Here is a 13715-nt window from a genome sequence, read left to right as displayed (position 1 = left end):
TTAAATATAGATACGTTGTAACCAGTTTAGCTACTGCAAGGGAGAGCATCTCCTAAGCCAGTACCTAGGTTTATATGCAAAAAATTTTCAAAGCTGAGTTTGACATTTTCGCCTTTCTAAACCCCCGTATTTTCTGTATTTCAGTCTTTTCTTTGTATCGTGCAGAGTAAAAGCTATCGCAGAGCTGTTTTGAGATGGGTAGTTGATTTTTAATTAATCACTTAAAAATAAGACAGCAGTAAATCTTGATGGTTCAAGAATCAGTTAAAGTATATTTATTTTTTAATCAGATAGGGTTTCTCAGTAAAACCTGAAATAAACTATATGATCCTTTTATAATTAGTTTTAAAGTTACGGAAAATGAAATAGAAATTCCAGGCCGTATTAAATGAGTTTGCGGATAAAGTTAACACACTGTTTGTACTGCAATAAAAAACAGATAGCAAAGCTATCTGTTTTTTAACGATGTTATTTATTTCTTATCTTTTTTATCAGTGGTTTTAACAGGCTTTTTGGCAGCCAGTCCCAGTGATTGATTCCATTTAACCGGGTCTTTTACTAAATCAAGAGCAGCTTTTAACTGCTCATCTTTAGCCGGGTTGGGTTCACGTCGTGCCAGCCAGTCTTCTTCATCTTTTTTCTTGCTATCTTTTTTATCGGCAGCATTGCTAATTTTGCCGGCTTTATCAGCGTTATCATTAGTATCCTGCATGGCAGGCTCACTAGCCGTAGCAGAAGGGGTAGTTTTTTTCTGTCCACCTAACAATTCGCCGTTAACTTCTTTGCCTCCTAATGGATTACTCAGATGTCCACCCAAATCGGCCTCGCGGCTTTCAAATTTGCGGTTTTTATCTTTTACCTCTACATCAGGTACGATGCCTTGTGCCTGTATAGAGCGGTCATTAGGCGTGTAGTATAAAGCTGTAGTTAGTTTAACCGCACCACCATTGGATAATGGGATAACTGTTTGCACAGAACCTTTACCAAAACTCTGTGTACCTACAATCACGGCACGCTTGTAATCCTGTAATGCACCGGAAACGATTTCTGAAGCCGAAGCAGTACCTGAATTAACCAAAACTGTGATTGGGATGGTTTTCAGCTCATCAGGCATATTAATCAGTGGGTCGTTACCTTTTACGACATAATCCTTTGGAATCGCTTTTAAGACCATTCCATCTTTTTTATCCCGGTTTTTGGTACTGACTACTTTTACTCCGGGTTTCAGGAATACTGAGGATACGCCAACAGCGCTATTTAATAAACCGCCGGGATCATCACGTAAATCCAGTACCAGCCCTTTTAGTGGCTGCTTATTCTGCTGTTCCAGATTCTTAATGGCATCGGCCAGCAGACTTACTGTATGTTCTTGGAACTGGGTAATGCGTACATAGCCATAATCTGGTTCCAGTAATTTGTAGCGTACACTTTTAACCTTGATGATTGCCCTTGTCAGGTGCACCACTATAGGCTGGGTCTCATCTTTACGTGCCAGTGTCAGTGTTATGCTGGTTCCGGGTTTACCACGCATTTTTTTCACGGCTTCGGTGGCTGTCATGTTGCGGGTAGATTCATTATTGATTTTAACAATGTAATCCCCACTTTTAATACCAGCGCGATCAGCCGGTGTGTCCTCAATTGGCGCCACAATTTTAATCAGCCCGTCTTCCGAACTGATTTCCATGCCTAAGCCACCAAATTCACCTGTCGTGCTTTCCTGTAGATCAGAATAATCTTTACCTGTCAGATATTCTGAGTGCGGGTCAAGGTTATTGACCATGCCTTTCATTGCACCTTCCAGAATTGCATCATCGGTTTTATTCTCGACATAGTTGGCTTTAATCTGTCCATATACTTCAGCCATAGTATGCAGAGATTTTACTGGTAAAGCTTCGGATTTTTCATTGGCATAACCTTGTACACTCAGGGTAAGAATCACGCCACTGAAAGCGCCTAATGTGTACAGAGCAGCTTTTTTTAATCTAGATTTAGCCATTATTTCTGTTGTTCTTTCTGATAACGACAATAATTCAGGGTATAAATATTCTGTTTATAACAGGAATTTATAAAAATTCAAAACCGGGCAAAGTGTACACTATAAAGTCACCGGAGGTAATAAAACGCCATAGTCTGCGTTAACGTAACCATGATAATGGGTTCATTGCCTGATTATGGTAACGAATCTCAAAGTACAATCCGTTTTGAGCGTCTGGTAATTTACCACTTATACCAATGTTTTGACTAGCGCTAACTATACTGCCGGCAGAGACACTGACTGAAGACAAGCCCGTATAAATGCTGATATAGCCTTCATCGTGATCAATAATGATGGTATTGCCATAGCCCTGTAAAAAAGCCGCATAGGCAACGGTACCGCTGGCAATACTATGTACCGCCACATTATTGCAGGCAAAAAACAGGCCTTTCCAGATACCACCATCTGGTCTGCTTTCACCAAATTTTCCGGTGATGGTGCCATTAACCGGTCGTGGAAGACGTCCCTGTTTTTGTGCCAGTCCTTTGTTTGCCGGTGTTTTGATGCTTTCAGTAGCCTGTAATGCCATATCTTCAGCGGTTAAAGTAGAAGGTAATCTGTTGCTGGCTGAATCAATATTATTAGTGGTGATAGCTGTATTATGCGGCTGACTGGAATTTATAGACTTATCCGTGTTTTGTCTAGCGGGTTTGGCGGGAGCCTGTGCCAGACGCCGCATGGTTGCCTGCGCAGACAGGCGGCTTAACAAGTTATTCAATCGTTTTTCATCAGCTTTTAACGATTGAAGCTGCTTATTCTGTACTGATAATTGCTGGTTAAGAATACTGGATTTATTTTGCTGGTTTACATGCTGGTCATGCAGTTTGTTAATGAGTTGCTGTTGTTTTTGCCGTAATGTAGCCAGCTCCTTTTGTTGACTGTTGATTGCCTGTTGCTGCTCATTCATGCGCGTCTGCTGTTCACGCAACTGCCGAATAACCTGCTCATTTGCTTCATTCAGATAACGAATATATTGTAAAGACCGGCCTTTGTGGTCAGAAGGGTCTTTTTTCAGCATTAAATACACACTGTTGGGCTGACGGTTGCGGTAATGTGCATTGAGCAGGCGTGCTATCTGGGTCTGGGTTTCAGCAATCTGGGTACGGGTTTTATCCAGACTGGTTTGCAGCAAGTGTAATTGCCGCATACTGGTCTCTTGCTGCTGCTGGATACGGCCAAGTTCATTTTGGGCACGTTCCAGCTGCTGACGGGTTGCAGCCACTGAGGCATCAATTTTTTTCTGCTCTATCGTGGTTTTACTAATCTGGTGCTGTGTTGCCGAGATGGCTTGGTGAACCTGTTTCAGCTCACCGGTGGGCTGTATTGTGTGGTTACTGGCCGCCATAGACACAGAAGTAGCAATGCTGCAACAGACCAGAAAAAGTCTGGATAGGGATTTCATTATTTATCTGTAAATTCTATCAGGTTTTGGCCAGTCATCTCTGCTGGGGGGGTCAAGCCCAGAGCAGTTAATAATGAAGGAGCCACATCTTTAAGTGCACCGCCAGAATGGATGGTAGCTTTACGTCCAATATAGATAAACGGCACTGGCTCAACTGTGTGCTGAGTATGAGGCTGTTGGTTGTGTTCATCATACATGTGCTCACAGTTACCATGGTCAGCGGTAATGATAACTTCTCCACCTGCGGCCAGTGCTACATCCACCACGCGTGCTACACAGCTATCCAATGTTTCCACTGCTCTGATAGCGGCATCAAGTGAACCAGTATGGCCAACCATGTCACCATTAGCAAAATTACAGATAATAACGTCATGGCGATGATGTTGCAGACTGTCAATAATCTGCTCAGTAATGCCAATGGCGCTCATTTCTGGTTGTAAATCGTATGTGGTGACTTTGGGCGAAGGTATCATAATCCGTTCTTCACCGATATAAGGTTCTTCCCGTCCGCCACTGAAAAAATAGGTGACATGCGGATATTTTTCTGTTTCGGCTATACGCAGTTGGCTAAGTCCCTGTGCAGCCAGAAATTCACCCAGACCATTATTTACTGATTGGCGCCCGAACATCACCGGATGGGCAAACTGTGTGCCATAAGCGGTGATGCTGGCAAAATATCCAGGCTGTACTCGATGTTTACGTTCAAAACCAGTGAAATCGGTAAAGGTGAGTGCCTGAGTTAATTCACGTGCACGGTCGGCTCGGAAATTGAGAAATAAGATGGCATCGCCATCGATCAGACCTGCCTGTGAGCTGACAACTGTGGGTTTGACAAACTCGTCCTGTTCGCCCCGCGCATATGCTTCCTCTAGCGCGGCCGTGGGTGAGGCAGCCTGATATGGGGCATCGCCAAATAATGCATTGTATGCAGCCTCTACCCGATCCCAGCGGTTATCCCTGTCCATGGCAAAAAAGCGTCCAACCACTGCTCCACATAATACTTGCGGATGTTGCTGCATATAACGTTCCAGACGTTGCAGATAGGGGCGAGCACTTTGAGGTGGGGTGTCACGGCCATCCAGAAACGGATGAACAACAATTTTCTGCATGCCCGCGGCTATTGCTGCATCCATTACTGCAAAAAAGTGTTCTATGTGGCTATGAACGCCTCCGTCAGAAAACAGCCCTAACAGATGCACAGTGCAATTAGGATTATTCCATGCTTGCTGCAATACTGAATTGTGCTCAAGAGTATGGTCTTCAATTGCCATATCAATGCGGGTGATATCCTGCGGCACAATCCGTCCGGCGCCGATATTTAGATGACCTACTTCGGAGTTACCAAACTGACCTGTAGGCAAACCAACCATGCGCTCGGAAGCATCAATAGTGCCATAGGCATAGTGCTGACGATAGTGATCGATATGAGGTGTATGTGCCAGTAAAATAGCATTGTCGTCACCTTCGGCACGATGGCCGAAACCATCCAGAATTAAAAGAACAATGGGTTTGGTTAATGACACTGTTGGCCTTTCTGTGATGGTGTGCTGGCTGCCCTGGAAAAAGTAGCCAGTAATATCTGTGTGAATATGCTTTTAAGAACCGGATAAAACAATCCAGTTTAGAGTAAGATATGATTATAACGAAAAGCACTGTCTTGAGAAACTGCCAGACAGACCCAACTTAACGATAAATTAACTCTGTATAGTCTGATATCATTTTCATGGACAAGCACAATATGGCTGCACAACAAGGCGCTCCTTCCAATTTTTCTCTGGCTAATCACTTTCTGATTGCCATGCCGGCAATGGAAGACCCGTTTTTTAAAGAAAGCGTGATTTATCTGTGTGAACATAGTGCAGAAGGTGCGATGGGCATTATTGTCAACAAACCATCGCCAATTATGATGGATTTGCTGTTTGATTCTGCCAAGACACCTACGCCAGAACGTTTTCATGGTCAGAATGTACTGATGGGGGGGCCTGTTCAGGTAGACCGGGGCTTTCTGGTGCATACTCCTGCTGGTTCATGGGAAAACAGTTTAATGGTCACTGATGATATTGCCATGACCACTTCACGCGATATTATTATGGGTCTTACACAGGAAAATGAAGTAAACAAGGCTGTAGCCACAATCGGGTATTCCAGCTGGTCGGCAGGGCAGCTTGAGCAGGAACTGGCAAACAATAGCTGGATTACGACGCCAGCTGATATGCAAATTCTGTTTGATATGCCATATAAGCAACGTTATAAAGCGGCCTTACAATTATTGAATATTGATATTACTAATCTGAGTGTCTTGGTGGGTCATGCCTGAGTCAATTATACCTTCTTTACAATGTGGTACTGTTTTTGGCTTTGATTTTGGTGCCGCACGAATTGGCGTGGCTGTTGGTGAAGCGGAATTAGCTACGGTGCATCCGCTGGAAACCATTGCTGTGGTTAGTAATGAAGAACGTTTTACCCGTATTGCAGCGCTAATTAAAGAATGGCAGCCTAAGGCTCTGGTGGTGGGTTTGCCCACGCATGCGGATGGTGCAGCCGATGAGGCTACCGCATTATGCCGTCGGTTTGGCAACCGTTTACATGGCCGCTTCCATTTACCAGTCTATTGGGTAGATGAGCGCTGGACGTCCGTTGTGGCCGATAGTCTGTTAAGTGAGGCCAGAGTATTTGGCAAGAAGCGCAAGCAGGCATTAGATCAGGTTGCTGCCCAGAATATTCTCGCCACTTTCTTCAGTGCCGGCGCCTGTCTGGCCAGATTGGATTAACTATCTTTTTCAGTTTTAGTAGTTTTTGCTTATGTCTTCTATAGCTGGCTAAGTTAGCTTCATACTTACCATCTGGATATATGCCTGTCTGAGTTTTTGCTCCGTTTTAGCTGTCTGTCTGATACTACCATTCCATCTTTGTGTATTTATTAGTTATTTCAATCATCTGAAATAAACCTTTCATCACAAAATATGGTTTTATTTTATTGAATCCGGCGATAAACTTAACCGTACTAAGTAGAGAAACGGTTTAATCAGACTAGGATAAATAATGAGCACAGACAGCAGCATAGGCCTTAATACCATTGAGGCCAAAACCAAAGCCAATATTCTTGCCGAAGCATTACCCTATATCCGTCGCTTTTCCGGGGTTACCATGGTTATTAAATATGGCGGTAATGCAATGACTGACCCACAATTGAAAGAAAGTTTTGCCAAAGATGTGGTGTTGCTCAAGCTAGTGGGCATTCATCCGATTATTGTACATGGTGGTGGGCCACAAATTAATGAATTGTTACAGAAGGTAGGCAAAGAAAATCATTTTATTCAAGGAATGCGTGTCACTGATAGTGAAACCATGGATATTGTGGAAATGGTGCTGGGCGGCTGTGTAAATAAGGAAATCACTTCTTTACTGAATCTGCATGGCGGACACGCAGTAGGAATCACTGGTCGGGACAATCATTTTATCAAGGCTAAAAAATTGTTTGTCACCACGCCGGAGAATGCTCGGCAGGACATCGGTCAGGTAGGCGAGGTTGAGGCAATTGATACTGCCTTGATTAAGGAAATGGTAGAGCATGGCTATATTCCTGTTGTTGCGCCTGTTGGTGTAGGTGAGCAGGGTGAGGCTTTTAATATTAATGCTGATGTGGTCGCCGGTAAGCTGGCAGAAAGCCTAAAAGCAGAAAAGCTGATTATGCTTACCAATACCATCGGAGTACTTGATAAAAATAATCAGTTACTGAGTCGTTTAACCCCGACTGATATCAATGCCTTGATTGCCGATGGCACCTTGCAAAATGGCATGTTGCCTAAAATCAATGCCACATTGCAGGCTGCCATGCATGGTGTGCACAATACTCATATTATTGATGGGCGCGTTCCTCATGCTTTGTTGCTGGAAATATTTACTGATAAAGGTGTTGGGACGATGATTCTTGGCCGGAATGAGCAGGCTGAATAAGCTGGTTTTATCAGATTATCAATATTTAATTATTGTGTAATTAATGATTTAATAAAATTTTGGCAGAAAATTTGTTTAAAAAGCTTGACAGTAAAATTACAAACGCTATAATCTCGCCTCATTCCCTGATAGCTCAGTCGGTAGAGCGACGGACTGTTAATCCGCAGGTCCCAGGTTCGAGCCCTGGTCGGGGAGCCAGATTAGAAAAAAGCACTCAAATATTTGAGTGCTTTTTTCATTACTGATGCTATTGATTATTCACCAATTTTAAGTAGCTTTACATCGAAGATTAATACGCTGTTAGCCGGAATGGCACTCGTTGGACTTTGTTCGCCATAGGCCAGATTTGCAGGAATATAAAAAGTAAATTCGCTGCCTTCAGACATTAATTGCAAACCTTCAGTCCAGCCCGATATAACGCCATTAAGCGGGAATGTGGCTGGCTGATTATTCCGTTGCGCAGTACTGTCAAATACCGTGCCATCAATTAACCGACCTTCGTACTGGACGGTAACCATATCCGTGGCTTTAGGTTTCTTGCCCGATCCTTCATGATTAATTTTGTATTGCAAACCTGATGTAGTGGTTTTTACTCCCGGTGCCGTTTTATTTTTGGCCAGAAACTCATCTCCTGCCACCTGTGGGTTTCGGGTAGCCGAAGTAGAAGCAGCTACCGGCTCACTGCTGTTATTTTTATAGCCATTATCAGTGGAATTACAGGCTGATACAGCCAGCAGAGTAGTGATTCCCATAATAGTAAAAGACAAGCGTTTCATAATTTCTCTCTAAAACATTGGAAGAAGAGTAATTATAGCAGCATCAGGAAAAACAAATTTTCTGCTTTGCATAAAACAGTTAAGCAAATGCTAGATGCGGACGTAAACCCTTATTTAAATGGAATTTGTTATTTTAAACAGATAAAGGAGTATATTTCAGGCACTGTGTTTTGCCGATATTGGTTAAACCCGATTGATAATGGCTATTACTCATAGATGGACTGATTTGTAATACGCTGAAAACAAATTTTTCTGAAAATGCAGCGGATTATAGTAATTTATTCTGGTACCTTGTCTTGGTAGATTATATCGGCTTTAGCTGTACTGTTGTCTTTTCGATACCTTTAGTTTTTAATTTACATTAATATACTAAAATTAATAATAAGGTAAATATACGGCCTGAATAACAGTATAGAGTTAAAAATAAATGGTTAATATAACAATAAAAAAATTATATTAACTTGAATTGTGGTTTGGACGAACTGCTCCCTTGAACAGATTAAAAAAAATGTTATACCTATTTTAATCGCACGGTATTTCCAGATGTCAGGTTTTCATTTTGCGGGTATGCTTATCACCGGTGTTATTCGAATGTTGATAATGGCTTGACACTATTAGACTTGAAGAATAGAATTGCATCCTATAAGAAGATGTCTATTCTAAATCTTTGTTTAATGTCTATAGCGGCAGGTTAAAACCAAATCGACTTTCAATAAAAACCTTACCATTCTTTTGCATGCACCATGTATATAAGGCTCGGTAACTGGAATTATTATGAGTCTGCCGACTCATTTTATCTTGAATTCTAATAAATAAGTTCATTTATATCTTTATGCACGTTTCTGAATTACAAAACCTACATGTGTCTGAATTATTGGGCATAGCTGAAGAATTTGGCATTGAAAATGCCAACCGTTTGCGTAAACAAGACCTTGTTTTTGCGATTGTACGCATTAAAATGAAGCAGGGAGAGGCGTTTACCTGTTCCGGTACGCTGGAAATTTTTCCCGACGGCTTTGGTTTTCTGCGCAGTATGGATACATCTTATCTGGCTGGCCCGGATGACATATATGTCAGCCCAAGCCAGATTCGCCGTTTCAATCTGCATACTGGTGACACGATTGAAGGTAGCGTGCGTGTACCTAAAGACAACGAACGTTATTTTGCACTGGTACGTCTGGATAAAATCAATGGTGATAACCCAGATGTGTGCAAACATAAAATTCTGTTTGAGAACCTGACCCCATTATTTCCAGACCGTCAGTTTGTGCTAGAGCGGGATATTCGCTCCGGTGAAAACCTTACTGGCCGAGCCATTGACCTGATCGCTCCGATTGGTTTTGGTCAGCGTGCCTTACTGGTTGCACCGCCGAAATCCGGTAAAACGGTGATGCTGCAAAACATTGCGCATGCGATTACTGCCAATTATCCTAAAGCAGAACTACTTGTGCTGCTGATTGATGAGCGCCCGGAAGAAGTAACCGAAATGACCCGCTCTGTACGCGGTGAAGTGGTTTCTTCCACTTTCGATGAACCAGCTACCCGCCATGTACAAGTAGCAGAAATGGTAATTGAAAAAGCCAAACGCCTTGTGGAGCACAAAAAAGATGTGATTATTCTGCTGGATTCAATTACCCGTCTGGCGCGTGCTTATAATACGGTTATTCCTGCTTCTGGAAAAATTCTTACCGGTGGTATTGATGCCAATGCTCTGCATCGTCCCAAACGCTTTTTTGGTGCAGCCCGCAATGTGGAAGAAGGTGGTTCATTAACTATTATCGCTACCGCTCTGGTTGAAACTGGTAGCCGTATGGATGATGTGATTTATGAAGAGTTCAAGGGCACGGGTAATATGGAATTGCATCTTGATCGACGCATGGCTGAAAAACGTCTGTTCCCGGCGATCAATATCAATCGTTCTGGCACACGTCGTGAAGAGTTGCTGGTTTCCAATGAGCATTTGCAGAAAATGTGGCTGTTGCGTAAATTCCTGCATCCAATGGATGATATTGAGGCAATGGAATTTATTATTGATAAATTAAAACAGTCTAAAAATAACGCAGACTTTTTTGATTTAATGCGTGGTAGTAAATAACCAAGTATTCTGGCTTACTTAAACCGTGTTTAGTTCTATAAACACGGTTTTTTATTTAAGCCAGTGTCGCTGTAATCAGACACTATTTCAGCTTAGCTGGTTAGATAAACTATACTTACTACCGGACTAAGTGTGTATACGAATTTTTAATATTCTATATGTTATTTTGGGCAGACAGTTTTCCTGTTAATACAGTCAGTGTTGAACAACAAACAGGAGCAGTTGAATAAGCAGTAATAGAACCATACCGATATTATGCAGTATGGTTCTGTTGTTTGTTCTTGGGTATGGCAAGAATGAACAGAAGAGATATATTTGTCTGATAGCTTAAAACAAATATGTCGGATTAAAGCTTAAGCTCATGCACGTGTACACCTTCTGCATCAACAGCCAGATAGCCGCCATAGTTTTCAGCCCAGTCCTGTATCACATAACGCTTGAAAGACTGATTGTTTAGCTGTGATTCATGCACGGCCGGGCGGTGAGTATGACCATGAATCAGAGTAGGTAGAGCGGCCTGAGCATGGCTGGTCATCAAGGTATGAATGGCACTTTCAGTCACATCGGATATTTCGCTTTTGCCTTCATTATTCTTGCGCGTTTCACTCATCTGGCGAATCTGTCCGGCCAGTAAACGTCTTTCAGCGATGGGTTTACTTAGTACAGCCATTTGCCATAGCGGATTGCGGGACTGGGCACGAAATTGCTGATAGGCCACATCATCGGTGCATAATTCATCACCATGCATGATTATATAATCGTGGCCATAAAGATTTATCCGCTCAGGTGCTGTGAGTAGTTTAATACCGCTTTCGGTTGCAAATTTTTCACCCAGCAAGAAATCGCGGTTACCATGAATAAAATAAACTGGGGTGCTTGCAGTGAAAGCTTTCAATTCGTTTTTGATGTGACGGATAAAATCATTATCGTCATCATCACCAATCCAGACATCAAAAAAGTCGCCCAGAATATACAGTGCATCAATATTACCTTGCCATTGTTGCAGGCAGCGATGAAATAATTCATTTAATGGCGGTGTTTGTTCGGATAAATGTAAATCAGAAATAAAGATAGTGGTATTCATAGTTTGTATTTGTAGAAATATCAGGCTAAAAACTCAGTATATTGTTGCGCATCAAAACCAACCAGTACGCGTTGGTTATTTACCAGTACTGGACGCTTAATGACAGAAGGTTGGTTAGTCATCAGGTTAATGGCTGCTTCATCGCTGCTTAGTGCATTCTGCTGCTCACTGGTACTTAATTTTCGCCATGTAGTGCCTTTACGATTAATCAGTGTTTCTTTGGGAATTTGTGTAAGCCAGAACTGGATGTCTGCGACAGTGGGTGGTATTTTTTTGAAATCAATAAATTCAGCGTTAATATGTTGCTCTGCCAGCCACTGGCGCGCTTTTTTTACTGTATTACACTGGCTGATACCGTAAATTCGGATACTCATGAATGAAAACCTGTATGTTCAGATAGATTAGTATTATACCGGTTTGCCCATACTTGCTTAAGTGTTGGTTTTATGCCGATTGGCCGTTCAATATTGCTTGAGCAGGCTTAAGGTATACTGTCTGCATTGCTAATCCGGCATATTGGCAGTATGCTTTAATCAGGCCAGTTTTTATTTTTGATGAGGAAAGCCAGAATGAAAAAAATCAGTATACTTGCTATCAGCCTGTTACTGGCAGCCTGTGGTAGTAAGCAGGAAGCGAGTAACCGTAATTTTAGTGAAGCGATTGATGAATTTGCCAAAAATGATAAAGTTTGTCTGGCCGTTAATCTGGTGCTGGATAATGTTCAGGGCGGTATGAACAATATGGTTACCATAGGCAGCAAAGAAATTCGTATTGCCAGAAAAAATGGTGAGGGTGATAAAGTTAATAAAACTGCTCTGAGACAGATGGATATTCTTACTGATGCAGATCTATACGAAAAAGGTAAAGATTCCACTCTGACTGTTAACGGCGGATCGGATATTCCGCAAGCTGTGTACTATCGAACCAGTAAAGGTGAAGCCAATATGTTGAATAATGCACAGGGAAATTTGCTGTGTCTCGGTACACAGAAGGTCGATAAAATCGTACTCTTTACTGAACCAACACCCGCAAATGGAGTAACTATTTCCAAAGTGGTTTATGATGCAAAGCTGATACCAGAAAAATGGGCTAAAGATTTACTCAAAACTACAGATGAAAGCTGGTGGAAATCTTTGCAGGAACCTCAGCGTCGTACTGCGGTACTGGTTTTAACCGATAAAGGATGGAAAGACGAACGGGTACTGCACTAGGTGAACATTCTGCTATGTTTGCTTACTACTTTACAAATGATTGGCTACTTTAATTAACTGTAAGAGACAGAATACTCTATTTCATAAATTCAGTTGCTAAGTTGGAATAGTGAAGTAGCTAAAGCAAATGTGGTAATTAGTCTGATAATCAAAAATATCTCCAGAAAATGTTTCAGTCTGGAGATATTTTTATATTAGTAGGCAATACTGCAATTTTATACCACGGCTTCTTCCTTACGTTTTGGTGGTTTAACCAGATTCTGCCGGTTTAAACCAAACATCAGCAATAACGGACTGGCTACCAATACAGAAGAGTAAATACCAAATACGATACCGATGGTTAAAGCCATGGCAAAACCATGCAAGGCTGCACCGCCAAAAACCAGCATGGAAATAACCATTGCTTCAGTGGAGCCGTGAGTGATGATTGTTCGGCTCATGGTGGCGGTAATGGCGTTATCGATGATAGCCGGAACACTTTTACCGCGCATATGCGGTTTACGGAAGTTTTCGCGGATACGGTCGAACACCACCACAGATTCATTCACTGAGTAACCAAGCACGGCCAGTACACCAGCCAGTACGGTAAGGGAAAACTCCCAGCGAAACAGGGCAAAGCAGCCCAGAATAATCACGACGTCGTGCATGTTGGCAATAATGGCAGAAACGGCAAATCGCCATTCAAAGCGCATGGACAGGTAAATGATGATGCCAATAACGACCATGCCCAGAGCCAACAGGCCATGGGTAACCAGCTCTTCACCAACCTGCGGCCCGATAAATTCAACCTGCCGCAGACTCACACCTTCCTGATGCTGTTTGAGCAAGTTCATTACCTGATTAGACAGTTGTGCAGAAGTCATGTTGGCTTTATTGGGCAAGCGTATCATGATTTGCTTGTTGGTACCCAGTGCCTGTACCTGTACCTCGCCCAGCTTCAGCCCATCCAGCTCACTGCGAATTTTGTTTAAATCTGCACTCTGCTTGAATTCCACTTCCATCACAGTACCACCGGTGAATTCTACAGAAAAATTCAGCCCGCGAGTGACAAGAAAAAATACAGCCAGAATAAAAGTAATTAATGAAATCGCCGTTGTCAGCTTGCCATAGCTCATAAACGGGATATCGCGTTTGATTTTAAAGAATTCCATAATT

12 protein-coding genes and 1 tRNA gene are annotated in these 13715 nt (G+C 42.3%); 6 read left to right on the top strand and 7 right to left on the bottom strand.

Annotation, left to right across the window (positions count from 1 at the left end; genetic code table 11):
• Positions 1-472: 472 nt before the first annotated feature.
• The 3 genes from BGI33_RS01330 to gpmI all read right to left on the bottom strand — a co-directional run bounded on the left by BGI33_RS01330 (position 473) and on the right by gpmI (position 4960).
• Positions 473-1996, bottom strand: coding sequence for a S41 family peptidase (locus tag BGI33_RS01330; protein WP_100089583.1), 1524 nt, complete (start codon positions 1994-1996; stop codon positions 473-475).
• 139 nt (positions 1997-2135) lie between these two features.
• Positions 2136-3437 (bottom strand): murein hydrolase activator EnvC family protein, encoded by a 1302-nt coding sequence (locus BGI33_RS01325; protein ID WP_100089582.1) that lies wholly within the window; start codon positions 3435-3437, stop codon positions 2136-2138.
• Positions 3437-4960, bottom strand: a complete 1524-nt coding sequence (gene gpmI / locus BGI33_RS01320) for a 2,3-bisphosphoglycerate-independent phosphoglycerate mutase (protein WP_100089581.1) — start codon at positions 4958-4960, stop codon at positions 3437-3439. Before gpmI ends, BGI33_RS01325 begins: the two co-directional genes overlap by 1 nt.
• A 215-nt stretch (positions 4961-5175) precedes the next feature.
• Between gpmI and BGI33_RS01315 the strand changes: the two genes are divergently transcribed.
• From BGI33_RS01315 to BGI33_RS01300, 4 genes are all read left to right on the top strand, one after another.
• Positions 5176-5754, top strand: coding sequence for a YqgE/AlgH family protein (locus BGI33_RS01315; RefSeq protein ID WP_100089596.1), 579 nt, complete (start codon positions 5176-5178; stop codon positions 5752-5754).
• Positions 5747-6208 (top strand): Holliday junction resolvase RuvX, encoded by a 462-nt coding sequence (gene ruvX, locus BGI33_RS01310; RefSeq protein WP_100089580.1) that lies wholly within the window; start codon positions 5747-5749, stop codon positions 6206-6208. The genes BGI33_RS01315 and ruvX overlap by 8 nt, the downstream gene beginning before the upstream one ends.
• A gap of 271 nt (positions 6209-6479) precedes the next feature.
• Positions 6480-7394, top strand: coding sequence for an acetylglutamate kinase (gene argB / locus BGI33_RS01305; protein ID WP_100089579.1), 915 nt, complete (start codon positions 6480-6482; stop codon positions 7392-7394).
• A gap of 122 nt (positions 7395-7516) precedes the next feature.
• Positions 7517-7592: transfer RNA gene (locus BGI33_RS01300), tRNA-Asn, on the top strand.
• A gap of 56 nt (positions 7593-7648) precedes the next feature.
• Here BGI33_RS01300 and BGI33_RS01295 read toward each other — a convergent pair.
• Positions 7649-8146: an FKBP-type peptidyl-prolyl cis-trans isomerase gene (locus tag BGI33_RS01295; RefSeq protein WP_257378952.1), complete on the bottom strand. Its 498-nt coding sequence runs from the start codon at positions 8144-8146 to the stop codon at positions 7649-7651.
• A gap of 856 nt (positions 8147-9002) precedes the next feature.
• On the opposite strand from BGI33_RS01295, the gene rho reads away from it, so the two are divergent.
• The gene (rho, locus tag BGI33_RS01290; protein ID WP_100089577.1) at positions 9003-10265 is read left to right on the top strand and encodes a transcription termination factor Rho; all 1263 of its coding nucleotides are present in this window, start codon (positions 9003-9005) and stop codon (positions 10263-10265) included.
• A 346-nt stretch (positions 10266-10611) separates the two neighbouring features.
• On the opposite strand, the gene BGI33_RS01285 is transcribed toward rho, so the two are convergent.
• Positions 10612-11349 carry a UDP-2,3-diacylglucosamine diphosphatase gene (locus BGI33_RS01285; protein WP_100089576.1) on the bottom strand — a complete coding sequence of 246 codons (738 nt, stop codon included), beginning with the start codon at positions 11347-11349 and terminating at the stop codon, positions 10612-10614.
• A 20-nt stretch (positions 11350-11369) separates the two neighbouring features.
• Positions 11370-11723, bottom strand: a complete 354-nt coding sequence (locus BGI33_RS01280; protein WP_100089575.1) for a Spx/MgsR family RNA polymerase-binding regulatory protein — start codon at positions 11721-11723, stop codon at positions 11370-11372.
• Between the two features lie 195 nt (positions 11724-11918).
• Between BGI33_RS01280 and BGI33_RS01275 the strand changes: the two genes are divergently transcribed.
• Positions 11919-12560 (top strand): hypothetical protein, encoded by a 642-nt coding sequence (locus tag BGI33_RS01275; protein ID WP_100089574.1) that lies wholly within the window; start codon positions 11919-11921, stop codon positions 12558-12560.
• Between the two features lie 215 nt (positions 12561-12775).
• Here BGI33_RS01275 and secF read toward each other — a convergent pair whose 3' ends face one another.
• Positions 12776-13711 (bottom strand): protein translocase subunit SecF, encoded by a 936-nt coding sequence (gene secF, locus BGI33_RS01270; RefSeq protein ID WP_100089573.1) that lies wholly within the window; start codon positions 13709-13711, stop codon positions 12776-12778.
• Positions 13712-13715: the final 4 nt, after the last annotated feature.

The organism is Snodgrassella alvi (assembly GCF_002777425.1).
In the GTDB taxonomy this organism is placed as follows: Bacteria; Pseudomonadota; Gammaproteobacteria; order Burkholderiales; family Neisseriaceae; genus Snodgrassella; species Snodgrassella alvi_B.
This window is presented reverse-complemented; position numbering and strand designations above follow the sequence as displayed.